Origin of the sequence: Burkholderia stabilis, from assembly GCF_001742165.1 — a bacterium.
Classification (GTDB): Bacteria; Pseudomonadota; Gammaproteobacteria; order Burkholderiales; family Burkholderiaceae; genus Burkholderia; species Burkholderia stabilis.
Map to the genome: position 1 here is coordinate 1,370,445 of NZ_CP016443.1, position 23,002 is coordinate 1,393,446.

The following is a 23,002-nucleotide window of genomic DNA, read 5'->3' on the forward strand; positions in this document are numbered from 1 at the left end:
CACGCCTTCATCCGCATGCGCGCCGCGCCACCGTCGCGCGCGAACGCATGCCGTAACGCGCGGCATCACGCACGGCGACGCACAGCGCGCGCCGCCGCCCACCGCACCGACTTCCCGCCCACGGCGACGCCGCCCGTCGCCGCGGCTTCGCACACCCTGAATTTTCGACAACAACCACGGAGACGACCATGAAGCACTTCACCCCGACGCTCAAGCAAGGCATCGCCGCCGCGCTCCTCTGCATGGCGGCCGCCACGTCGCACGCGGCGGACCTGCTCGACACCGTCAAGCAAGCCGGCGTGCTGAAGATCGCGCTCGAAGGCACCTATCCGCCTTTCGACTACCGCAACGCCGATGGCCAGCTCGAAGGCTTCGACGTCGACGTCGCGAAGGCCGTCGCCGCACGCCTCGGCGTGAAGCCGCAGTTCGTCACGACCGAATGGAGCGGGATTCTCGCCGGCCTGCAGGCCGGCAAATTCGACGTGATCGTCAACCAGGTCGCGATTACGCCGTCGCGCCAGCAGGCGCTCGACTTCAGCGCACCGTACGTGTATTCGTCCGCGCAACTGCTGCAACGCCAGAACGACGCGCGCGCATTCAAGTCGCTCGACGAACTGAAAGGCAAGAAGGTCGGCGTAACGATGGGCAGCAACTACGTCGATCTCGTCAAGACCGTGCCCGCGATCGACCTGCAGGTCTACCCCGGTACGCCGGAAAACCTGCGCGACCTCGCGGCGGGCCGCATCGACGCGGCGGTCAACGATCGCCTGATGCTCAACTACCTGATCAAGAACTCGCACCTGCCGCTGCGCCCCGGTTCCGTGCTTGCGGGCGGCGAGGACCGGATGGGCATCCCGTTCCGCAAGGGCAATCCGAAATTCGCGAAGGCGATCGACGATGCGGTCGCATCGCTGCAGCAGGACGGCACGCTGAAGAAGATCTCGATGCAGTGGTTCGGCGCCGACACGACCAAGCCGATGGCGCAATAACACAGCCCGCCCCGCGCCCGCGCGCACGAACGCGCGGGCCGGCCGGCACACAATCAGGAGACACGTGATGGAAGCACTCGAACTGGTCGTTCATACCCTGCCCGTGATGGTCAAAGGCGCGGTGCTCACGCTGAAATTCGCGGTGGCGTCGATGGCGCTCGGCCTCGTCGTCGGGCTCGTGATCGCAATCATGCGGATCGGCAGCAACCGGCTCGCCGCCGGGCTTGCGCAGGGCTACGTCAGCCTGATGCGCGGCACGCCGCTACTCGTGCAGATGTTCGTCGTCTACTACGGGCTGCCCGATCTCGGCATCACGCTTGATCCGACGACGGCCGGCATCTTCACGCTGACGCTCAACGCGGGCGCCTATCTGTCGGAAAGCATGCGCGGCGCGATCCTCGGCATCGGCCGCGGGCAATGGGCGGCCGCACACAGCCTCGGCCTCACGCACGTGCAGACGCTGCGCTACATCGTCTGCCCGCAAGCGTTGCGCCTCGCGGTGCCGAGCCTCGGCAACACGCTGATCAGCCTGATCAAGGACACGTCGCTGGTCTCGGTGATCACCGTCACCGAATTGCTGCGCTCGACGCAGGAAGTGATCGCCGCGACGTTCCAGCCGCTGCCGCTCTATCTCGCCGCCGCCGCGATCTACTGGGTGCTGAGCACGCTGCTCACGCGGCTTCAGGGCCGCGTCGAAACGCGCCTCGCGCTGCCGTCCACGCATTGAACGCGCGCCGTCCATTCAACCCGACCTCAACGACGGACAGAACATGATTACGCTCGACAACGTTTCGAAATGGTATGGCAAGCATCAGGTCCTCTCGGCATGCAGCGCGGCGGTCTCGAAAGGCGAAGTGGTCGTCGTGTGCGGGCCGTCGGGCTCCGGCAAGTCGACGCTGATCAAGACGATCAACGGTCTAGAGCCGTTCCAGAAAGGCAGCATCACCGTCGACGGCACGCGGCTCGGCGACCCGGGCGCGAAGCTCGCGCAATTGCGCGCCCGCGTCGGCATGGTGTTCCAGCACTTCGAGCTGTTTCCGCACCTGTCGATCGCCGAGAACCTGACGCTCGCGCAGATCAAGGTGCTCGGCCGCCGCAAGGACGAGGCCGTCGAGAACGGCATGAAGCTGCTCGATCGCGTCGGCCTGAAGGCCCATGCGCACAAGTATCCGGGGCAGTTGTCGGGCGGCCAGCAGCAGCGCGTCGCGATCGCGCGCGCGCTGTCGATGAACCCGGTCGCGATGCTGTTCGACGAGCCCACCTCCGCGCTCGACCCCGAGATGATCAACGAAGTGCTCGACGTGATGGTCGAGCTCGCGCGCGACGGCATGACGATGGTGTGCGTCACGCATGAAATGGGCTTCGCGCGGAAAGTCGCGCATCGCGTGATCTTCATGGACCAAGGCGCGGTGGTGGAGGACGCGGCCAGCGACAGGTTCTTCGCCGCGCCGCGTTCCGAGCGCGCCCGCGACTTCCTCGACAAGATCCTGCACTGAGTGCGCAGGAGCAGCCTCGTTTCGATCGATTGACCCTCAAAGGACGACATCTTGAACCACCTGCATTCGACCGACACCGTACTCGCCCACGAAGGCCGCTCGCACGGCCAGCCCGGTTCGCCCGTGAATCCGCCCGTGTATCGCCAGTCGACCCTGCTCTTTCATGGCACCGACGCACTCGACGCCGTGCGCGGCACGCCGCTCGCGTACGGGCGCCACGGCAGCCCGACCACGCGCGCACTCGAGAAAGCGCTCGCCCGCCTCGAAGGCGCGCACGCCGCGCTGCTGACGCCGAGCGGGCTCAGCGCGATCACGACCGCGCTGCTCGCGGTGCTGAATCCCGGCGACCATCTGCTGATGGCCGATTCCGTGTACGACCCGACCCGCTCGTTCTGCGATGAAACGCTCGCACGCCTCGGCATCGAAACGACGTACTACGATCCTTCGATAGGCGCGGGCATCGCGTCGCTGATGCGGCCGAACACGCGTGCGGTATTCGCCGAATCGCCGGGCTCGCTGACCTTCGAGGTGCAGGACATTCCCGCCATCAGCCGCGTCGCGCACCGGCACGCCGCCGTCGTGCTGCTCGACAACACCTGGGGCACGCCGCTGAACTTCCGCTCGTTCGACCATGGCGTCGACGTGTCGATTCATGCCGCGACCAAATACATCGCCGGGCACTCCGACGTGCTGATGGGGGCGATCCTGACGACCGAGGCGCTCGCACCGAAAGTCACGCGTTTCTACCGGCAACTCGGGATGACGGTCAGCGGCGACGACGCGTATCTCGCGCTGCGCGGCCTGCGCACGTTGTCGGTCCGGCTCGAGCGACACCAGCGCAACGCACACGTGCTGACCGAATGGCTCGCGAAACAGCCGGAAGTCGCACAGATCCTGTATCCGGCGCGGCCCGGCGACCCCGGCCATGCGCTGTGGCAACGCGACTTCACCGGCGCGTGCGGGCTGTTCGGCGTCGTGCTGCATCCGCAGGCCGACGATGCGATGCGTGCGCTGCTCGACGGGATGACGTGCTTCGGCATGGGCTATAGCTGGGGCGGCTTCGAAAGCCTGATCATCCCGTCCAATCCGTCGCGCTACCGCACCGCCACGCAATGGGCGGCGGCAGGCCCGCTGCTGCGGATTCATGCGGGGCTCGAGCATCCCGACGACATGATCGCCGACCTCGCCGCCGGTTTCGCCAGAATGCGCACCGCCGCGCTCGCGGAAGCGTGAAATCCGGCGACACGGCGCGCCACCCCGCATCACGGTTTTTCAACGTTCGTCCCCTCTCATAGCGAGACCATCATGAAAGACACGCTGTTCATTCTTCGCCCAGGATTCTTCAAGGATTCCGAAGGTCCGTTCTACTGCGGCGACTCCGTTTCCGTCGAAGGATTGCTGAGCTTCTACCCGCAGCTTCGCGACGCCGTCGACGTCGAATACGTCGACGCGCCGCGGCCGCGCCAGCAGATCGTCGCGCTGATCGGCACGGACAACCAATCGGCGCCGGTGCTCGTGCTCGGCGACGGTCACGCACCGACTGACGGCGCGCTGGCGATTCGCGAGCACAACGGCCGACGCTTCATCGATTCGCCGGCCGATATCCGGCGATATCTGTCTTCGCAATACGGCGTGGCGCACGTCGCATAAACGCACCGACGCGTGCGGTCGATCGGCCGCACGCTACCTCACCGTCACTCGCACGTCGGCGCCCACCGCACGCCACGCCTTCAGCAGCACCGCGCGCCGCCGCGGATATCGCACATCCAGTCGCTCCAGCTCGACGATGCGATCGGTCCGGAAATGCCGGAAGTCGTTCCGCCTTTCACACCACGCCGCCAGAATCCGCGCGTCATTGAAATAGCCGAGCGCGAATGGCCACACGATCCGTTCGCCGATTGCTTTCCGGCCCTCGCCCGCATATCGGATCCTGATCTTGCTTTCGGTACGAATCGCCGCGCGCACGGCACCCATGTCGATGATCTCCCGATCCTCGACCGTACGCGGGCCGACGAGCAGTGTCGTGCATTCCATCTCGCGGCGCAGGTCGGCCGGCAGCACGGCGGATATCTTCGCGAGCGCATCGGATGCGGCCGTCGTGAGCTGTACATCGGCGAACTTCCCGACCCAACGAAAGCCGAGCATCAGCGCTTCGAGTTCCGCTTGCGAAAACATCAGTGGCGGCAGCATGAAACCGGCGCGCAGCACGTATCCGACGCCCGGCTCGCCTTCGATGTCCGCACCCTGCGCCTGCAACAACGCCATGTCGCGATAGACCGTGCGCAGGCTGATGCCCAGTTCTTCAGCCAGCACGCGACCGCTCACCGGGTGGCGGTGGCGTCGCAACAGTTGCAATAGCGAGAGCAATCGTTCGGCGCGCGTCATCGTTCAATGCTGCCATGTTCTGACAGCATCCATTCGTAGAATGGAACGCATCTTAATCGATCCCAGGACGGCTCCGCATGACTTCCCCGAATCTCGTTCTTCTGTATGTCGAGGACCCGACGCGCAGCGCGCAGTTCTATGAGCGCCTGCTCGGGCGCCGGCCCGTCGCCGCGTTTCCGACCTACGCGGCCTTCGCGCTCGACAACGGGCTGCATCTGGGCCTGTGGTCGACCCATGCGAATGACTTCGTGTCGGGCGGCACCGGCCATCGATCGGAGCTGGCATTCATGGTCGATGACAAGCACGAAGTCGAACGCCTGTACGACGCGTGGAAAGCGCTCGGCGTGTCGTTCGAACAACCGCCGATGACGGCCGTGTTCGGCCTGACCTTCGTCGCGCTTGACCCGGACGGCCACCGGTTGCGCGTGTGTATGCCCGACAAATAAGTGCAAGCGGGCGGGCCGTCAACCGGTCGCGCCCGCACCTTGGTTCAGGCGCGCGTCACCCCGCGCGCCGCACCGGCGTCATTCTCGAGAAGTACTTCGCACCGGCCACGCAGCCGACCACGACGACCGTCACGATGACCATCGACGGCGGCACCGTCTCGTGCAGCAGCCCGGCCGCCAGCAGCAAGCCGAAGAACGGCTGCAGCAGCTGCAACTGGCCGACGCCCGCGATCCCGCCGAGCGCGAGCCCGCGATACCAGAACACGAAGCCGATCAGCATGCTGAACAACGACACGTACGCGAGCCCCCACAGCGCGGACGCATCGACGCCGTCGAACGATGCAGGCCACGTCAGCCACGCGAGCGGCAGCATCAGCGGCAGCGACAGCACGAGCGCCCACGAGATCACCTGCCAGCCGCCGAGATCGCGCGACAGACGTGCGCCCTCCGCGTAGCCGAGCCCGCACGCGACGATCGCGGCCAGCATCAGCGCATCGCCGACCACCGACGCCTGGCCGCCGTTGCGCAGCGCGAACGCGGCCACCGCGCCGCTGCCGACGATCGAGAAGATCCAGAACGGCAGCCGCGGCCGTTCGCCGCCGCGCCATACGCCGAACAGCGCGGTCGCGAGCGGCAGCAGCCCGACGAACACGATCGCGTGCGCGGACGTCACGTGCTTCAATGCCAGCGCCGTCAGCAGCGGGAACCCGACCACGACGCCGAGCGCGACGATGGCCAGCGACACCGTCTCGGAACGCGTCGGCCGCTTCTGCTTCAGTACGACGAGCAGCAGCAGGCCGAGCACGCCGGCGATCGTCGCGCGCACGAAGGTGAGGAACAGCGGGTCGAGCCCCTGCACCGCGATACGCGTCGCCGGCAGCGAGCCGCTGAAGATGATCACGCCCAGCAGGCCGCTGAGCCATCCGTCGGTTGTCTTTTGCACGGGAAATCCTGAGGAGGGAAAGGTGGATGAACCATGATCCGCCGCCCGCGAAAAACGCGTAAGCTACAGCCCAATACAATTCGGACAAACTGTACTGGACAACCGGCCGTACAGTTCATCACCATGAGCGATACCTCCCCGATTCCCGTCCCGCCCACGCCGTCGCGCACGCGCGTCGAAACCGTGATGGACACCTTGCGCGCCCGGATCGCGAGCCGCGCGCTGATGCCCGGCGCGCGCGTCCCGTCGATCCGGATGATGGCCGACGCGCTCGGCGTGTCGAAATCGACGGTCGTCGACGCGTACGAGCGGCTCGCGAGCGAAGGCGTGCTGGTCGCGCGGCGCGGCTCGGGCTTCTACGTGTCGGGCCACGCGCCGCCGCTCGCGCTCGCCGATCTCGGCCCGCGCCTCGATCGCGAGCTCGATCCGCTGTGGCTGTCGCGCCAGTCGCTCGAAGCCGCGCCGACGACCGTGAAGCCCGGCTGCGGATGGCTGCCGTCGTCGTGGCTGCCGGACGAGAGCCTGCGCCGCGCGCTGCGCGCCGTGTCGCGCGACGAATCCGATGCGCTGACCGACTACGCGACGCCGCTCGGCCTGCCCGCGCTGCGCCAGCAGCTCGCCTGGCGGCTCGCGCAACACGGCGTGCACGCGGAACCCGCGCAGATCATGCTGACCGACGGCGGCACGCATGCACTCGACCTCGTATGCCGCCTGCTGCTGGAGCCGGGCGATACGGTCGTGCTCGACGATCCGTGCTACTTCAACTTCCAGGCGCTGCTGCGCGCACACCGCGCGCGGATCGTCAGCGTCCCGTACACGCCGAACGGGCCCGATCTCGCGCGCTTCGAGCAGGTGCTCGCCGAGCACCGGCCGCGCCTGTACATCACCAATGCGGCGCTGCACAACCCGACCGGCGCGACGCTCGCGCCGCCCGTCGCACACCGGCTGCTGACGCTCGCGGCCGAACACGGCCTGCTGATTGTCGAGGACGACATCTTCGCGGATTTCGAGAGCACGCCCGCGCCGCGCCTTGCGGCGTTCGACGGGCTGTCGCGCGTCGTGTCGATCGGCAGCTTCTCGAAGACGCTGTCGGCCGCGATCCGCTGCGGCTACATCGCGGCGCGGCCGGAATGGATCGAGGCGCTCGTCGACCTGAAGCTCGCGACGTCGTTCGGCAATGCGCAGATCGGCGCGAACGTCGTGCACCGGCTGCTCATCGACGGCACGTACCGGCGCCACCTCGACAGCCTGCGCACGCATCTCGCGGATGCGATGGGAGAGACGATCCGGCGCTTGTCGCGCGCCGGGCTCGGGATCTGGACGGAGCCGCGCGGCGGCCTGTTCGTATGGGCGCAACTGCCTGACGGGATCGATGCCGCGCGCGTCGCGCGCCACGCGCTCGATCACGATGTCGTGCTGGCGCCCGGCAACGTGTTCAGCGCATCGCGCAGCGCGACGTCCTACCTGCGCTTCAACGTGTCGCGCTGCAAGGGGCCGGCAGTGTTCGATGCGCTTGCGCGGGCGATGGAGGCGGCACGGGTGGCCGAGCGCGGCGACGTGCCGGACGATGCGAGCGAACGGACGCTGGCCGGCGGGCGCTGAAAGCCGGAAGCCATGCGGCGGGATACCCCGCCGCCGGCATCAAGCCTCTCCCGCGTGCGCCCTCGCCCGCACTTCGGCGAACGTCGTATCGACGAGCAACCGCCCCGTATCGAACACCGTCTCGAGCGCGTCGTCCCATTCGCCTTCCAGCGCACGATCGTCCCACGCAACGGGCAGCGTCGTCGTCCGGTACTCGCCGGTACGGCGATTGCGCAGCAGCGTCAGCCGCCCCTTCTTCGAGCGCTTGCCCTGATCGGTGACCGGGTCCTTGCGGACGTCGTGCCACACGCCGCCGCGCCGGATCGCCGAGCACTTCATCGCGAAGCGCTGCGTATCGCGGTTCACCTGCTGCAACAGCGCGCCGCCCATGCCGAACACGACATTGCCGGCCGCATAACCGGCGTCGTCGAGTGCGGAAAGAATCGCGGCAATCGACTGCTCGTCGACGCCGTCGCCCTGGATCACGCGCACGCGGTTCAGCACGCGCCGCCCCTTGCCGTTCACGGTCGAGCCGAACGACGCGTCGAGCGCGCGCACGGTCTGCATCACGATCGTCACGGGGTCGCCGGAATCGGGGCGCACGACGAGCGTCGCGCCCGAATCGATCACGGCCTGCCTCAGCTCGCCGCCCCACAGTTCGAGCGCGGCGAACAGATCATAGGAGTCCGAGACGACCGACACGATCGCGCCCGGCAGGCCGAAGCGTTTGATCATGTTCCGGTACGCATCGGCCTCGCCTTCGCGCCCCCACGACGTGATCGTGCTGTGCTCGGCCGCCGGCACCGAATACGCGGCCATCGGCTCGCGATAGAAGCGGTTCGCGGCCAGCACGCCGAGCACGGTATCCGAGCCCATGAAGTTCACGAGGTGCGCCGCGCCGCCGATCGCGGCCGACTCCGCGCTCGACACGCCGCGCGCGCCGAAGTCGTGCAGCTTGAACGGCAGTTGCGCGAGATCGTCGTCGGTCTTTTCGAGGAAGCGGCGGATCGTCTGCCGCAGGTGCCAGCTGCGCGTGGCGACCGTCACCGGATACCACACGCGCAGCAGCATCGTCTCGAGATACGACGCGAGCCAGAACACCTCCGGATCGTCGCATTCGACGGTCATCAGCACGTTGTGCACCGGCACGACCGAACCCTCCGGCACCGCGCGGATCGTCACCGGCAGGTAGCCGTCGTAGCGCTCGACGATATGGCGCCACCCTGCTTCGTTGAACGGCTCGCCGTGTACCGTGAAGAAATCGCGCGCGTCGTCGATCATCGCGTGCGTGACGGGCTTGCACAGATATTCCTTCAGCAGCATCTGCAAACCGAAGAACAGCGTGCGGTCGTAGCAGCCGCCGCGCGATTCGACGTAAGAGAACATCGCTGACGCGTCGGGCGGATATTGCAGGAAGTGGGAAGCCTTGTACGAATCCGTATTGAGGATCGGATTGGCGAGAACCGCGGCAAAGCCGCCGGGATCGTTTTGCATGGCTAGAGCTCCTCTAGGCCGTTGAAGTGCCGCCGCGTCTGTCGCAGCGGACCGAATGCGGGGAATCAGCGAATCACAGCTTCCCCAGGAAGTGATACGCGATGTCGAAGTGATCCTCGAACATCACGTTGCGCATCTGCGCGAATTCGTTGAGCGGCACCCAGCGCGCCTTGTCGGCGTCGTCGCTGCCCTTCACGCGCGGCAGCTCGCCGGTCGGGAAGTTGAACAGGCACGCGTGCGTGATCGTGCGGCCGCGCAGCGAGCGGGTCGGATGATCGAACACCTGCCGATCCTTGATCGAGCCGCGCAGCACGGGCTCCGGCAGCTTCAGGCCGGTTTCCTCGCGCAACTCGCGGATGCACGCCGCGTCGAGCCGCTCGTCCTGGTTCACGAACCCGCCCGGCAGCGCCCACAGGCCGCGGCCCGGTTCGCTGCGGCGGCGCACGAGCAGGATATGGCCCGAGTGCACGACCACCGCGTCGACCGTCACGAACGTGACGGGATACGGCGCGGCCGCCCACGCCTTGCGATACGCGGCGATGAATTCAGCTTCCGCCTTCAGCTGCGCGAATTCCGGCTGCGTGCGAAAACGCTCGAGCCAGCCGAACACGGGTTCCGGCACGGCCCACTGCACGAAGCTGTTGGTGCGTTCGGCGAAATACTGGTCGCGGATCTCGGTGGCGGAAATGTCTTCCGTCGCGTCGACGTCGACAAGCTCCCATTGCGGGAACATCCGCAGGTAATACGATGTGGCGTCCTTCTCGTGGCCGATCAGCCCGACCTTGCGCTGCGCGATATCGCCAAGCGCGGACGCGACGGCTTCCTGCACCCAGCGCACCCAGTCGCCGTCGTTGTACGTCGAATCCTGCAGCGGCGCGATCGTCACGCGCTCGCGCTCGGACGCGTCGAGCAGCGATGCCAGCATCTGGCGGCGCTCGTCGAACGAGAACGGATCCTTGATGGTGCGGGGCTTGTCGGTCGACCCGATCAGCACACACACGCGCTCGGCCCGGCTCAGTGCCGACTTCAGCACGTTCAGGTGACCACGATGCGGAGGCTGGAAACGACCAATGAAAACGAGCGCGTCGAAGCGCCGGTTCTGTTGCGTGCTCATGAGGCTCCCTCAAGAGATTGAAACGCTTCGGGTCTGTCCCGAAGGGTTGAAATGAATCGTAGGGGAATTCCCGGAGTGCGTCAATCGAGCGCGTATTCGACTTGACGAAGTCTGAAGAAATGCTCAACGTCGGCGGGTTACACTCGACTCCATCCCAATCCGCGTCATTGCGCCCGCCATCATGAGGATCTCAGTCAGCCGCACCGTCGGCGTCGATCGCAGACGCCTCTTCACGTGGTCGCAGGATTACGCGCGGCGGCTCGTGTGGGACAGCTTCCTCACCGACGCCTATCTGCTCGACGAGACGACGGCCGACGTCGGCGTCGACGCGTTCTGCCGTAGCCAGTCGGGCGCGACGATGGTGTCGCGCTACATCTCCTACCGTCCGCCGCAGGTCGCCGCCGTCGAAATGGTCGAAGGGCCGAAGGTGCTCGAACGCTTCAGCGGCAGCTGGAACTTCACCGAACACACGCCCGGTTCGACCGAAGTGAAGTTCACGTACAACTTCCGCGTGCAGCCGTCCTGGCTGCGCTGGCTGCTCGAACCGCTGATCGGCGCGTTCTATCTCGTGCAGACACGCCGGCGTCTCGATTCGTTCAAGCGCTGGGCCGAAGCCGAAGCACTGCCGCGCTGACCGGCGCCGCGGCCACCTCATCGCGCATTGCCAGATTCGCCGAACCCGGGGAAACTACGGGCGGCCGTCATGCCGACGGCGGGCCCTGACCGAGAGAACAGGGCCCCTTCCCTGTAACGGCTTCGACACAAAGACAATCCGATGAGCCTGATATCCCGATTCTTTGGCCGCAAAGAAGAACCCGAAAGCCCGGCCGCACTGGTCGCCGCACCCGACATCGAAAATCCGCCGAGCGTGACGGTCGTCTTCGACGGCCCGCTGCACGTCGATATCGCGTCGCTGACGGCCGCGCTGCGTGCCTACCATCCGAGCATGACGCAGGCCCGCGTCGAAACCGATCCCGAGCTGGAACAGGTGTTCGGGCTCGCCGGCTGGGGCGACCACGTCGTCCGGCTGGTCGGCTTCGATGCGCCCTATCCGTCCGAGGCACTGGAAGCGTGCGTCGCGCCCGCCCACTACGGGCAGGAGCTGAAGCAGCAGGTGCGCGCAAGCCGCAGCCACGTGATCCTCTACTACGCCGGGCACGCATCGGACCCGCTCGATCAGTACGTCGCGCTGGCCGCCGTCGCTGGCGCGCTGGCCGAACAGAACGGCCTCGCGGTGCTGAACGAGCACGCGCACACGTCGCTGCCGGCCGGCGTCCTCGATGCGAAGGAACTCGGCGAGGAAAGCCTCGAAGTGCTGCGCTCGATCCCGCTGAACCTGTTCTTCTGCGGCTTCGTGAAATACGAGGTCGAAGGCGTTCAAGGCGTGTGGATGCGCACGTACGGCGCCGACGTGTTCGGCCTGCCCGATTTCGCCGCGCTCGCGGAAGGCCATCACGAAGGCGAACGCTACTCGGGCATCTTCAACAACGTGATGCACTACATGCTGGAAAGCGGCGCGCGCATGCATGCGGGCGAAACGATGCAGGTCGGCTCGGAAACGTTCATGAAGCTGCGCGAACCGCTCGAGCACGAGTATTACCTGCAGGGGCCGGCACCGGTGCTGGTGGCCGAGTTGATCTCGGCGGACGAGATCAACCGCTGATCGTTCGCTGTCACGCAGCGCCCGCGTTCGATGCTTCGTGAACCGCGTGCGTTGCGGCATCGCATGACGGTGGCGTGACAGCCGCTGCGTGACAACCGCTATCAGACATGATCACAGCGCGCTTTCCGGCCCGCTCCATCACGCCCGGCGAATCAAGGCTTCGAGCGGACGCGCACGCTAACGCGCTCCGTCCCGGCGCATCACGAACGTCTCCACTCTCGAATCGCGGTGCAACGTGACTTCCGTGCCGGTCAGCCATCCTGACGATTTCAGGATCGGGCGCGCCACCGCGTACAGCCGATCGGCGCTGGCGCCATACAGGTACAGATAACCGTCGTTGCCGTCGCGATGCAGTTCGGTCTCGCCCAGTTCGCCGGCGCCGGCCTGCCTCACTGCGCGATCCAGCCGGCGCTCCAGCGCATGAAGGCGCGCCTGGTCTTTCTCGTCGTAGTCGAAGTGGACCATCACGACCGGCCCGGGCGGCTTCGGCGGCAACTCCGCGGCAACGTTGCCGGTCATCAATGCCAGGCCGAGCAACGCGGCGATTCGTATTCTTTCGTGCATGTCGTCAAAGGTGGGCGAAACGCTCGCTCAGGCCGCCGCGCCGCCGCGCGCGACCTGTTGTCGAACCTGCGCCTGCGTGCCGAGCGCGGCGGCGATCGCATCGACCGCATCGGCCGCGCGCGCCGCGCCGCACATGAACGCGTCGACGGCCGCGAAGCGATGCTCGGGCCACGTGTGGATCGTGATGTGTGACTCGGCGAGCAGCACGACACCCGTCACGCCATGCTCGCCGCCGAAATGATGAAAGTGCGCGCCGATCACGCGTGCGCCCGCCTGCCGCGCAGCATCGGCAAGAATCGCCTCGAGCCGTGCCGCGTCGCGCAGCAGCGCCGCGTCGATGCCGGCCAGGTCGGCCAGCACGTGCGAGCCGAGTGTCGCGCACGGCGGCACGATCCCTTCGCGCGCGGTCATTTGTGCGACCCGTACGACGAGTAGCCGCTGCGGGCCGACGAGCTGCCCCACCCGCCGCCGCCCGAGCCGCTGCCGCCGATCGACGCGCAGCTGAACAGCGTAACGACGATCAGGCCGTAGATGCCGTAGAGGATGAACCGGATCACGAGTTGCCCCCGTCCGACGCGAAACCCTTCCACAGCCATTCAGGCAGCCACAGCACCAGCAGGCCGACCAGCACGTAGACGGTGCGGCCGCTGAACGAGAACAGCGATCCCATGTTGAAGATCACAAGCAGCGCACTGAACACCCACGGCAGCGGCGCGAAACTGTGCGGGCTCTTCCCGCCGAACAACCCCTTCGTTTCCGCCGCGCCCGTTGCCGCCGCCGTCGCGAACGCGGCCTTGCCGAAACGGTCGGCGAGCGCACTGGCCGACAACGGCTGCGCGCGCGACCAGACGATCTCCGCATCGCTACGCTCGCGCGTCAGCTTGTCCTTCTGCCAGCCGTAATCGATGATCGACGAGCGGTCGCCCACCTGCACACGCCAGTTGAACGCACCGACCACGTAGACGACCTCCGAATCGTATTCCTCGCGCAGGCGATAGGTCTTGCCGCCGTCGGTCACGTCGGACTCGCTGCCGATCGTCGGCCATTGGTCGAGCACCTGCACGCGCTCCCAGCGCCCTTCACTCTGCACGAGCCACAGGAAACCGCGCTTCGGGTTCAGCAACAGGTATTCGTCCCACGTCTCGTTGTCGCCCGGCACGCGGCAACGCATCATGCCGATCACCGTGTACTTCACGCCGTCGAACGTGCCGATCGCACCGAGTTCCAGCGCGCCCTTCACCGCGTCGAGCTTGCGCTGCGCCGCGAACACGGTCTGCTGCTCGGCCGTGCACTGCACGCCGGCGTGACAGCTGCCGCACACCACGTAGTCGGCAACGTTCGGCGCAAACGACAGCGGCGCGCCGCAACTCGGGCACGCAAACGGCACCATCTGCGCGCCGCGCTTCTCGCGCGTGTCGTTCTCGGTATCGCGCAGCCCCGTGAACGCGAGCGCGTCGAACTCCAGCGCTTCGCCCGAATAGACGGCCGGACTTCCGCCGTTCGAATCGGCATCGGAATAGTCGTAGGTCGCGAATGCGTTGCCGGTGCGCAGATCGACGACGCGCGCCTCCCAGCCCGCATCGACGCGGAACGGCAGCTCGCCGTCGCCGCCCGTGCAGCGCGCGGTGCGTACGTCGGACACGAGATAGGCGCGGCCGCCGTGGTCGATCCGCATGCCCGGTTCGAGCGTGCCGAACGCGGGCCACGCGCCGCCGGACGCATCATCGGCTTCGCGCACCGTGACCGCGTACTGGCCCGACGCATCCGACAGCCAGCCGAACGCGCCGTCGTCGAACACGACGTACCACTCGCTCCACGCGCCCGCGTCGTAGGTCATCTGGATACGGCCGAGCACCGTGAACATGCGCTTGCCGTAGCGCCCGGCCGTACCGATCTGGATCGGCGACGCGTCGTCGAGCACGGTCGCCAGCTCGCCGATGCGCTCGACATCGGCGCCGCGCTTGAGCAGCGTGCTGCGGCAGAACGCGCAGACGGCCATCACCGCCGCCGCCGAGCGAAACTCGACCGGCGCGCCGCACTGGGGGCACGAAGTGCTGAACATGCGTGACGCTTACCGTGTGAGCTTCGCGAGGATCTCGGCCTTCGCGCGCGAATATTCGTCTTCGGTCACGAGGCCCTTGTCGAACAGCGCCTTCAGCTGTTCGAGACGCTGCACGTAGTCGGTACCTTCAGCGGGCTGCGCGGCGGTGGCCGGTGCGGCGGCGGGTGCCGGCGCTGCGGCCGGCGCCGGTTGCGCCGCGCCCGCGATCTGGCCGGCCATCGCCTGCCCGATCACCGCGCCGGCCGCGAGCCCCGCACCGACCCCGGCGATGCCGCCCGGGTTCTGCGCGGCAAGCGGAATCGCCTGCGCGGTCTGGTATTGCGTGGCCCGCGCGAGATCGCCGGCCATCCCCGCGCCGATCCGCAGGTCGAGCGCCTTCTGCAGCTCGGCCGGTAGCGACACGCTCTCGACCGCGAACGCGTCGAGCGCGAGGCCGTAGCGCGTGAACACCGGCACCAGCGCCTCGGCGACGCGCTGCGACAGCAGCGACTGGTTCGCGGCCATGTCGACGAACGGCACGTCGGCCGAGCCGAACGTCGTGCTCATCGCGGTCACGACCAGGTTGCGCAGTTGCTGCTCGAGATCGTCGACCGTGTACTGCGCGCGCGTGCCGCTGACCTCGCGATGGAACGCGGCCGCGTCGACGATCCGGTACGAGTAGATGCCGAACGCGCGCAACTGCACGAAGCCGAATTCGCGATCGCGGATCGTCACCGGCTGCGCGGTGCCCCAACGCCGGCCGAGCTGCAGCCGCGTGCTGAAGAAATAGACATCCGACTTGAAAGGCGACTGAAAGAGTTTGTCCCAGTTCTTCAGGTACGTGAGCACCGGCAGCGTGTTCGTTTCCAGCGTGTACAGCCCCGGCTGGAAGACGTCGGCGACCTTGCCTTCGTTGACGAAGATCGCGACCTGCGTTTCGCGCACGGTCAGCTTGCCGCCGTACTGGATTTCCTGGTCTTCCATCGGATAGCGCCAGGCCAGCACGCCGTCGGTGTCTTCCGTCCATTGCAGGACGTCGATGAACTGCTTGCGGATAAACGATCCCAGACTCATGTCGGTCTCCTCGAAACGCGTGGCGCGTCAGGTCAGGCAGGCGGCATTGATGATGCCGACGACGAGCGACGCGGTGCCCATCAGGCCGCCCATCGCGACGTTGCGATCCTCGATCGCATGATTCATGCCGGGCATCAGGCGCGTGAGCGCCGCATAGGTGATCAGTTGCACGATCATCGCGCCGACGGCCCAGATCACGACTTCGCCGAGCGTCGAGTTGTGCGCGATGCTGGATGCGAGCGTCAGGCAGAAACCGATCAGCGCGCCGCCGAACGACAGCGTCGCGGCGGCGTTGCCGTCGCGGATCAGCGCCAGTTCGTCGAACGGGGTGACCTTCAGGTACACTGCCGCGAACACAAGAAGCAGCACGAACGCCGACAGTAAATGAACCGCATAAAGATAGGCACTATTCATTCTTTCCCTCGGATTTTGTGCTCGGTTCGCCGCCCCGTCGCCGGCCGGCCCACACGCGGCCAGCAGACGAAAATCCGCGCCAGTATATCCACATTGCCGACCGCCGCACAACGGATGTCCCATGCTGCATAAGCGTGCGCTCGTCCTGTCGATTCTCGTGCTCGCGTCGTGCGGGCTCGGCTACGAACTGATCAGCAGCGCGCTGTCGAGCTACCTGCTCGGCGATTCGATCCTGCAGTTCTCGTCGGTGATCGGCTGCTACCTGTTCGCGATGGGGATCGGCTCGTGGCTCGCGAAGTTCGTCGAGGACGACGACGTGCTCGACCGCTTCGTCGACATCGAGCTGCTCGTCGGCCTGCTCGGCGGCGTATCGGCCGCATTGCTGTTCGCGGTGTTCGCGTGGCTGGCCGCGCCGTTCCGCGCGGCGCTCTACGCGCTCGTGCTCGCGCTCGGCCTGCTGATCGGGATGGAGATTCCGCTCGTGATGCGCGCGTTCCAGCAGCGGCGCCAGGCTTTCCGCCATACCGTCAGCGAAGTGCTGACCTTCGACTATCTCGGCTCGCTCGCCGTATCGCTGATCTTCCCGCTCGTGCTCGCGCCGCGTCTCGGCCTGCTGCGCACGAGCTTCCTGTTCGGGCTCCTGAACGCGTTCGTCGCGCTGTGGACGACGCACCTGTTCCGCGACGAAATCCGCAACGTGCGCGGCAAGCTGATGCGCGCGGCGCTCGTGATCGGGCTGCTCGTCGCCGGCTTCGCGCTGTCGGACCGCATCACGCACTGGGCCGAGCACGGCGTGTACGGCGACGAGACGATCTATTCGGAAACCACGCCGTACCAGCGCATCGTGCTCACGCAGTGGCACGACGACATGCGCCTGTACCTGAACGGCAACCTGCAGTTTTCGTCGCGCGACGAGCACCGCTATCACGAGGCGCTGATCCACCCGACGATCGAGGCGCTGCCGTGGGCAAAGCGCGTGCTCGTGCTCGGCGGCGGCGACGGTCTCGCGGTGCGCGAACTGCTCAAGCATCGCAATCTGGAACAGATCACGCTCGTCGATCTCGATCCTGCGATGACGAAGCTGTTCTCGACGTCCGCGCCGCTCGTCAAGCTGAACCAGGGCTCGCTGAAAGACCCGCGCGTGCGCGTGATCAACGACGACGCGGTGCGCTGGCTCGAATCGAATGCCGACGTGTACGACGCGATCGTCGTCGATTTCCCCGATCCGACCAACTTCGGGCTCGGCCGCCTGTATTCGGTGCCGGTGTTCCGGCTGCTCGCGCGTCACCTGTCGGAGAACGGTTATGCGGTGATCCAGTCGACGTCGCCGTATTTCGCGCCGCACGCGTACTGGACCATCATCGCGACGCTGCACGAAGCCGGGCTCAACACGTGGCCGTATCACTGCTACGTGCCGTCGTTCGGCGACTGGGGCTTCGTGATCGCCGGCAAGCGCCGCGATTTCACGGTGCCGACGCACTACTCCGTGCCCACGCGCTGGCTCGACGCGCAGACGGCCGCCGAGATGTTCCACTTCCCGGCCGACATGCCGGCGCTGCCGATGTCGCCGAACGAACTCAACGACCAGCCGCTCGTGCGCCGCTTCGACGACGACTGGAAGCACGTGCTGCGCTGATGGACCGCCGCACGTTCCTCGTCGCGTCGGCGGCCGCGTCGCTCGCCGCATGCGGCCGCACCGGCTGGATCGAGACGACGCCGCGCATCGGTTACCCCGGCATGCGCGAAGGCCATGCGTTGCGCGACCATGCAACGCTGCCGCCGCCGTCCGGCACGATCGAAACGGATATCGCGATCCTCGGCGCGGGCGCGGCCGGGTTGTCGTGCGCGTGGCAGCTCGCGCGCGCGGGCCACAAGCACTTCACCGTGCTCGCCGGCCCCGAATTCGGCGGCAATGCGGCCGGCGGCCGCTTCGGCGATCTCGGCTATCCGAAAGGCGCGCACTACCTGCCGCTGCCGTCGCTCGAATCCGCGCATCTGCGCGACATGCTCGCCGACCTCGGCGTGATCGAAGCCGCGCCGTTTGCCGCCCGGCCCGTGTACGACGAGCGCGCACTCGTCCACGCGCCCGACGAGCGGCTGTTCATCGCCGGTCAATGGCAGGACGGCATCGTGCCGACGGCCGGCCTCGGCGCCGACGAACTCGCGCAGCAGACGCGCTTCTTCGCGTACACGGACGGGCTGCGCACCGCGCGCGGCGCGGACGGCCGCAAGGTGTTCTGCATCCCGATCGCGGAATCGTCGCGCGACCCGCGCTGGCGTGCGCTCGACCGGCGCTCGTTCCGCCAGTGGCTGCTCGACGAGGGCTACACCGCGAAAGCGCTGCACTGGTATCTGAACTACTGCTGCCGCGACGACTACGGCGCGGGATACGAGCACGTGTCCGCATGGGCCGGGCTGCACTATTTCTCGTCGCGCGGCGGCCACGCGCGCGATGCGAGCGACGGCGCGGTGCTGACCTGGCCCGACGGGCTGCACACGATGGTGACGAAGCTGGGCGATTCGATCACCGCGCGCACCGGCTCGAACGCGTGGACGCGGGACGGCTTCGCCGTGCGCGCGACCGACCGCGCGGGCGGCGTCGACGTCCTGTGCGCGCGCATCGGCGATGACGGCACCCTGTCGACGTTTATGCTGAAGGCGCGGCGGGTCGTCAGCGCGATGCCGCTGTTCGTCGCCGCGCGCGTGTTTCCGCAGCTTTCCGCATACGGCTTCGAACCCGCGCGCGACCTGCCGCCGCGCGCACCGTGGCTCGTGTCCAACTTTCTGCTCGACGGAATGCCGGCCGAAGAAGCCGGCGTGCCGCTCGCGTGGGACAACGTCGTCTACGACGGTGCGGGGCTCGGTTATGTCGTGTCGACGCACCAGTTGATCCGGATGTCGCCGCCGACGCGCTCGGTGTTTTCCGCGTATCAGGCGCTGAGCACGCACGCGCCGGACGACACGCGCCGCTGGCTCGCGCAAGCCGAGCCCGGCGCGTTGCGCGAACAGGCGGCGGCCGACCTGCAGGCCGTCTACGGCCGCGAGCTGTGGAAACACGCGACGGCGCTCGACATCACCGTGCGCGGCCACGCGATGGCGACGCCCGACGTCGGTTTCCTGAGCCGGCCGGGGCTGCTCGCGCTGCGCGATGCCGACGGCCCCGTCGTGTTCGCGCATGCCGACCTGTCCGGGCTGTCGCTGTTCGAGGAAGCGTCGTACTGGGGCATGCTCGCGGCCCGGCGCGTACTCGCCTGAGCGCCGGCTTCCGGCCCGCGCGGCGGCCGCCGTTTCGTCATGGCGGCGCCACCGCCACCCGCTATAATCGCCCGACATTCCGACTGCATTGAGCAGGCCGACGGTGCCGCGCCTTCGCCGCATCGTATGCCCTCCTCGACAACAACAATGACGACCCGAACCATCCGACGCCTTCGCCCGTTCGTGCGCGCCGCCGCGCGCGTGCTTGCCTGCGCCCCGCTGCTCGGCGCACCGCTCGCGCTGCATGCGGCCGACACCGCAGGCACCGAGCCCGCCTCCGGGCGCTACATCGTCGTCGACACCGGCCACACGCCTGCGCACCCGGGCTCCACCGGCGCGAGCGGCCGCGTCGAATACCTGTACAACCTCGATCTGTCCGCTGCGGTCGCTGAAAAGCTCGCCGCACACGGCGACCGCGTGCGGCGCACATCGGCCGACGGCCGCGAGATCGCGCTCGACCAGCGTTCGACGCAGGCGCCCGATGCGAACCTGTTCGTATCGATCCATCACGACTCGATGCAGCAGCAGTTCATCGACGCAGGCCGGCAGCGCGAATTCCGCGGCTTCTCGGTGTTCGTGTCGGAACGCAACCCGCACTACGCGGAAAGCCTGCGTTGCGCGAAGGCGATCGGTGAACGCCTGGTCGCGGCCGGCGAACGGCCGTCGCTGTATCACGCGCAGCCGATCCGCGGCGAGAATCGCCCGCTGATCGACCCGCAACTCGGCATCCACCGCTTCGACGATCTCGTCGTGCTGCGCACCGCGCCGATCCCGGCCGTGCTCGTCGAAGCCGGCGTGATCGTCAATCCGGACGAAGAAGCACGGCTCGCGCGGCGCGAAACGATCCAGCGTTTGTCCACCGCGATCGCGGCCGGGATCGACGCGTGCACGGCGCCGAAATAATTGACGGTATCACCCGTCGGGCTCAACGGTTTTCACCCAGTCAGGAGCAACACCATGAAGAAGAAAAACCTGCTTGCAACCTGCGCGCTGTTCGCGCTTGCCGTTCCGTTCGCCGCGCACGCAGCCGGCTGCGCGAAGCCGCGCAGTGCGTTCGACCAGGTGTACTGCACCAGCACGCTGTTCTCGCAGTCCGACCGCGATCTCAACGACGAATACGGCCGCCTGCGCAAGCAACTGAACGGCGATCAGCAGGCCGCGCTGAAGGCCGGCCAGCTCGCGTGGCTGAAGCAACGCGACGCCCAGTGCAGCGAAACGCGCAACAGCAGCTACCTCGTGGATATCCAGTGCGCGAATGACATGACACAGTCCCGGCTGTCGTTCCTGCGCGAACGCGAGCGTGAATGCACGAGCACGGGGTGCGTGGCGTCGAAGCTCGGCGAGTAAGCGCTTTGCGGGCGTCGTGCCGCGAAGCGATTCGCGGCGCGGCGCTTCGGCATCACGAAGGAAACAGCGATGCGGCATGAATTCTCCGAAGTCCTCAACGATTTGATCGACTACTTCCTCGTCGGCGATCTTCTGCTGCTGAAGCGCTACAAGGAAGAACACGGGCTGCCGGACAACGTCGCATCCGAATTCACGGCGAACGACAGCGGCGACAAGGCCGTGCTGGAAGGTATCGTCATTGCGCTGGCCGGCATCGAGAATCATCCGTACACGATCATCTTCACGCTGGACGACGCAACACCCGAATTGCTGAAGACGGGATGCCGCCTGCAACATCGACGTCGCGGCTACGTGCTGCGCGTCGAGAATCGCTCGATCATGCTCTACACGTGGCGCATTCTCGAACGCTTCAACGATGAAACGGTGAACGCGCTGCTCGCGCGTTACCGCGAACCGGGCAGGCCCGTGATCGAAATCGAGAACGGCTGGTACGACGTCGAAATACTCGGCGGAGAAGTGCCGCGCAATGGCTGGTTCGAGCCTGCGTTCGAATTCGTTCTGAAACGAACCGACGAACCGGGCGACGCGTCGCGCGTCGATATCGGCTACAGGTTTGCGATCGACGGCAGTTCGGATCGGGCGGAATGAACCCCGCGCGCCACAACCCGCAACCGATCAGGCAGAACACACATGGCACCGAATCCGGCGACGATCGACATCCGCGCTGCCACATCCGCTGACGCCCCGGTCATTGCCGACATCCACGTCGCCTCGTGGCAAACGACCTATGCAGGCATCATGCCTGCCCCGTTCCTCGCCGGCCTGTCGGTCGAAAAGCGCACGGCCGCCTGGCGCCATGCGCTCGACGCCGGACGGCCGCGTGTCGCGCTCGCGTTCATTGAAAACGAGCCCACGGGCTGGATCGCATACGGTCCGACGCGCGACACCGACAAGGATCGCGCGTGGGGAGAAATCGAAGCGATCTATCTGCATCCGTCGCGTTGCGGGCAACGCATCGGCACGGCGCTGGTCGACCATGCGTGCCGATCGCTGCACGACGCGGGCCATGCGTGGGTGTCGCTCTGGGTGCTGGTCGCAAACCGTCGCGCAACGGCATTCTATGAACGCGAGGGCTTCGTCGCGGAAGACGACATCAAGACATTCGAGATCGACGGTACGCCGATCGAAGAAGTGCGCTATTGGCGCGCGCTACCGAAACGATCCTCGTGACGGAACGATCTCCCCCGTCTCCAGACGCAACTGCATCATCCGCACCAGCTCGCGAATCTTCGCGTTGACGGAATTGCGGTTCGCATAAGCGGCCAGCAACTCCAGCGGCGCCGGCGCCATCTCCAGCGGCACGCGCAGCAACCGCCCGTCGGCAAGCTCGGCCGCGCACGCGCGCTCGACGAGAATCGCGAAGCCGATCCCGTTCAGCGCCGCCAGGCCCGCCATCTCGCCGCTATTGACGCGATACCGGCTCGCGACCGGAATCTTGTGAATCCGCCCGTCGCTATCGGCGAACTGCCACGGCTGCCCTTTCAGCGTGCTCAACGTCGTGATGCACGGCAATTGCCTGAGCTGCTCCGTCCGGGTCGGCAACCCGGTCCGGGCGATGAGCGACGGCGCAGCCACGACGACGCTCGGCAACCGCGCAAGCGGCCTGACGATGAACGCGCTGTCGTCCAGCTTCCCCCGATTGACGATGATCGACAGGTCGATGTCGTCTCGCAACGTCGATATGCCCGCGAGGCTGGTATCGCAGTCGATCTCGACATGCGGGTAACGGCTCGCGAATTCCGCGACGATCGGCCCGAGCATGCGCGGCCCGATTTCGCCGGGCACGCAGAGCTTCAGCACGCCGCGCAACTCCGTTTGCTGCGAGGTCAATTCGGATTCGGCCAGCATCAGCGCATCGAGCATCGGCCTCGCCCTTTCGTGCAGCAAGCGCCCGGCCTCGGTCATCCGAACGTGCCGCGTGCTGCGCTCCAGCAGCCGTACGCCGAGCTTCGCCTCCAGTTGCGCCACGTGGCGGCTCACGTTGGAACCCGGCAGCGACAACACGCGCGCGGCGCCGGCAAAACTGCCTTCGTCGACGACCGACACGAACACGCGCACCGCATTCAGATCCAGCTTGCTACGCATCATTATCCCGTTTGAGGTATCAAAGCTTGCCGTTTTTCACGGCTTATCCCG

The 23,002-nt window shown here is 66.9% G+C and carries 26 protein-coding genes; 15 read left to right on the forward strand and 11 right to left on the reverse strand.

What is annotated here, in order from left to right:
• The first annotated feature begins 188 nt into the window (after positions 1-188).
• The 5 genes from BBJ41_RS24070 to BBJ41_RS24090 all read left to right on the forward strand — a co-directional run bounded on the left by BBJ41_RS24070 (position 189) and on the right by BBJ41_RS24090 (position 4,135).
• Positions 189-989 carry a transporter substrate-binding domain-containing protein gene (locus BBJ41_RS24070; protein WP_069748770.1) on the forward strand — a complete coding sequence of 267 codons (801 nt, stop codon included), beginning with the start codon at positions 189-191 and terminating at the stop codon, positions 987-989.
• A 67-nt stretch (positions 990-1,056) separates the two neighbouring features.
• Positions 1,057-1,716 carry an amino acid ABC transporter permease gene (locus BBJ41_RS24075; RefSeq protein ID WP_048245569.1) on the forward strand — a complete coding sequence of 220 codons (660 nt, stop codon included), beginning with the start codon at positions 1,057-1,059 and terminating at the stop codon, positions 1,714-1,716.
• A 43-nt stretch (positions 1,717-1,759) separates the two neighbouring features.
• A complete protein-coding gene (locus BBJ41_RS24080) occupies positions 1,760-2,485 on the forward strand; it encodes an amino acid ABC transporter ATP-binding protein (RefSeq protein WP_069748771.1) in 726 nt (241 codons plus the stop codon).
• Positions 2,486-2,536: 51 nt separating this feature from the next.
• Positions 2,537-3,718 carry a cystathionine beta-lyase gene (metC, locus tag BBJ41_RS24085; protein ID WP_069748772.1) on the forward strand — a complete coding sequence of 394 codons (1,182 nt, stop codon included), beginning with the start codon at positions 2,537-2,539 and terminating at the stop codon, positions 3,716-3,718.
• A gap of 72 nt (positions 3,719-3,790) precedes the next feature.
• Positions 3,791-4,135 (forward strand): DUF3088 domain-containing protein, encoded by a 345-nt coding sequence (locus BBJ41_RS24090; protein WP_069748773.1) that lies wholly within the window; start codon positions 3,791-3,793, stop codon positions 4,133-4,135.
• Positions 4,136-4,168: 33 nt separating this feature from the next.
• Here the strand turns inward: BBJ41_RS24090 and BBJ41_RS24095 are convergent, their stop codons facing one another.
• Entirely contained in the window at positions 4,169-4,870 is a 702-nt protein-coding gene (locus BBJ41_RS24095) for a helix-turn-helix transcriptional regulator (protein WP_069748774.1), read from the reverse strand.
• A gap of 77 nt (positions 4,871-4,947) precedes the next feature.
• On the opposite strand from BBJ41_RS24095, the gene BBJ41_RS24100 reads away from it, so the two are divergent.
• Positions 4,948-5,316, forward strand: a complete 369-nt coding sequence (locus tag BBJ41_RS24100) for a VOC family protein (protein WP_069748775.1) — start codon at positions 4,948-4,950, stop codon at positions 5,314-5,316.
• Positions 5,317-5,371: 55 nt separating this feature from the next.
• On the opposite strand, the gene BBJ41_RS24105 is transcribed toward BBJ41_RS24100, so the two are convergent.
• Complete coding sequence (locus BBJ41_RS24105; protein ID WP_069748776.1) at positions 5,372-6,259, reverse strand: DMT family transporter; 888 nt, start codon at positions 6,257-6,259, stop codon at positions 5,372-5,374.
• Between the two features lie 123 nt (positions 6,260-6,382).
• Here BBJ41_RS24105 and BBJ41_RS24110 point away from each other — a divergent pair, with 123 nt between their 5' ends.
• Positions 6,383-7,861, forward strand: coding sequence for an aminotransferase-like domain-containing protein (locus BBJ41_RS24110; RefSeq protein WP_069748777.1), 1,479 nt, complete (start codon positions 6,383-6,385; stop codon positions 7,859-7,861).
• A gap of 39 nt (positions 7,862-7,900) precedes the next feature.
• Here BBJ41_RS24110 and BBJ41_RS24115 read toward each other — a convergent pair whose 3' ends face one another.
• Both BBJ41_RS24115 and BBJ41_RS24120 read right to left on the reverse strand, forming a co-directional pair.
• Positions 7,901-9,334, reverse strand: coding sequence for a nicotinate phosphoribosyltransferase (locus BBJ41_RS24115; protein WP_069748778.1), 1,434 nt, complete (start codon positions 9,332-9,334; stop codon positions 7,901-7,903).
• Between the two features lie 73 nt (positions 9,335-9,407).
• On the reverse strand, positions 9,408-10,448 hold the full coding sequence (locus BBJ41_RS24120) for a bifunctional nicotinamide-nucleotide adenylyltransferase/Nudix hydroxylase (RefSeq protein ID WP_069748779.1): 1,041 nt from the start codon (positions 10,446-10,448) through the stop codon (positions 9,408-9,410).
• Between the two features lie 181 nt (positions 10,449-10,629).
• Between BBJ41_RS24120 and BBJ41_RS24125 the strand changes: the two genes are divergently transcribed.
• Both BBJ41_RS24125 and BBJ41_RS24130 read left to right on the forward strand, forming a co-directional pair.
• The gene (locus tag BBJ41_RS24125) at positions 10,630-11,082 is read left to right on the forward strand and encodes a type II toxin-antitoxin system RatA family toxin (protein ID WP_069748780.1); all 453 of its coding nucleotides are present in this window, start codon (positions 10,630-10,632) and stop codon (positions 11,080-11,082) included.
• A 141-nt stretch (positions 11,083-11,223) separates the two neighbouring features.
• Complete coding sequence (locus BBJ41_RS24130) at positions 11,224-12,111, forward strand: DUF4261 domain-containing protein (RefSeq protein WP_069748781.1); 888 nt, start codon at positions 11,224-11,226, stop codon at positions 12,109-12,111.
• A gap of 177 nt (positions 12,112-12,288) precedes the next feature.
• Here the strand turns inward: BBJ41_RS24130 and BBJ41_RS24135 are convergent, their stop codons facing one another.
• From BBJ41_RS24135 to BBJ41_RS24155, 6 genes are read right to left on the reverse strand one after another with little or no spacing between them, the layout of a single operon-like run.
• Positions 12,289-12,648 carry a hypothetical protein gene (locus tag BBJ41_RS24135; RefSeq protein WP_236872139.1) on the reverse strand — a complete coding sequence of 120 codons (360 nt, stop codon included), beginning with the start codon at positions 12,646-12,648 and terminating at the stop codon, positions 12,289-12,291.
• Positions 12,649-12,702: 54 nt separating this feature from the next.
• The gene (gene speD, locus BBJ41_RS24140; protein ID WP_069748783.1) at positions 12,703-13,086 is read right to left on the reverse strand and encodes an adenosylmethionine decarboxylase; all 384 of its coding nucleotides are present in this window, start codon (positions 13,084-13,086) and stop codon (positions 12,703-12,705) included.
• Complete coding sequence (locus tag BBJ41_RS40575; RefSeq protein ID WP_156814852.1) at positions 13,083-13,232, reverse strand: hypothetical protein; 150 nt, start codon at positions 13,230-13,232, stop codon at positions 13,083-13,085. The genes speD and BBJ41_RS40575 overlap by 4 nt, the downstream gene beginning before the upstream one ends.
• Complete coding sequence (locus BBJ41_RS24145; RefSeq protein ID WP_069748784.1) at positions 13,229-14,737, reverse strand: DUF4178 domain-containing protein; 1,509 nt, start codon at positions 14,735-14,737, stop codon at positions 13,229-13,231. Before BBJ41_RS24145 ends, BBJ41_RS40575 begins: the two co-directional genes overlap by 4 nt.
• 9 nt (positions 14,738-14,746) lie before the next feature.
• Positions 14,747-15,790: an SPFH domain-containing protein gene (locus tag BBJ41_RS24150; RefSeq protein ID WP_069748785.1), complete on the reverse strand. Its 1,044-nt coding sequence runs from the start codon at positions 15,788-15,790 to the stop codon at positions 14,747-14,749.
• 27 nt (positions 15,791-15,817) lie between these two features.
• Positions 15,818-16,204, reverse strand: coding sequence for a DUF350 domain-containing protein (locus BBJ41_RS24155; RefSeq protein WP_059239663.1), 387 nt, complete (start codon positions 16,202-16,204; stop codon positions 15,818-15,820).
• Between the two features lie 121 nt (positions 16,205-16,325).
• Here BBJ41_RS24155 and BBJ41_RS24160 point away from each other — a divergent pair, with 121 nt between their 5' ends.
• From BBJ41_RS24160 to BBJ41_RS24185, 6 genes are all read left to right on the forward strand, one after another.
• A complete protein-coding gene (locus tag BBJ41_RS24160; protein WP_069748786.1) occupies positions 16,326-17,840 on the forward strand; it encodes a polyamine aminopropyltransferase in 1,515 nt (504 codons plus the stop codon).
• Positions 17,840-19,459: an NAD(P)-binding protein gene (locus BBJ41_RS24165; RefSeq protein ID WP_069748787.1), complete on the forward strand. Its 1,620-nt coding sequence runs from the start codon at positions 17,840-17,842 to the stop codon at positions 19,457-19,459. Before BBJ41_RS24160 ends, BBJ41_RS24165 begins: the two co-directional genes overlap by 1 nt.
• A gap of 147 nt (positions 19,460-19,606) precedes the next feature.
• Positions 19,607-20,362: an N-acetylmuramoyl-L-alanine amidase family protein gene (locus BBJ41_RS24170; RefSeq protein ID WP_069748788.1), complete on the forward strand. Its 756-nt coding sequence runs from the start codon at positions 19,607-19,609 to the stop codon at positions 20,360-20,362.
• A 54-nt stretch (positions 20,363-20,416) separates the two neighbouring features.
• Positions 20,417-20,806 carry a lysozyme inhibitor LprI family protein gene (locus BBJ41_RS24175; protein WP_069748789.1) on the forward strand — a complete coding sequence of 130 codons (390 nt, stop codon included), beginning with the start codon at positions 20,417-20,419 and terminating at the stop codon, positions 20,804-20,806.
• Positions 20,807-20,875: 69 nt separating this feature from the next.
• A complete protein-coding gene (locus BBJ41_RS24180) occupies positions 20,876-21,454 on the forward strand; it encodes a hypothetical protein (RefSeq protein WP_069748790.1) in 579 nt (192 codons plus the stop codon).
• Positions 21,455-21,496: 42 nt separating this feature from the next.
• Positions 21,497-22,036, forward strand: a complete 540-nt coding sequence (locus BBJ41_RS24185) for a GNAT family N-acetyltransferase (protein WP_069748791.1) — start codon at positions 21,497-21,499, stop codon at positions 22,034-22,036.
• Here BBJ41_RS24185 and BBJ41_RS24190 read toward each other — a convergent pair.
• Positions 22,016-22,951 (reverse strand): LysR family transcriptional regulator, encoded by a 936-nt coding sequence (locus BBJ41_RS24190; RefSeq protein ID WP_069750352.1) that lies wholly within the window; start codon positions 22,949-22,951, stop codon positions 22,016-22,018. The genes BBJ41_RS24185 and BBJ41_RS24190 overlap by 21 nt on opposite strands.
• Positions 22,952-23,002: the final 51 nt, after the last annotated feature.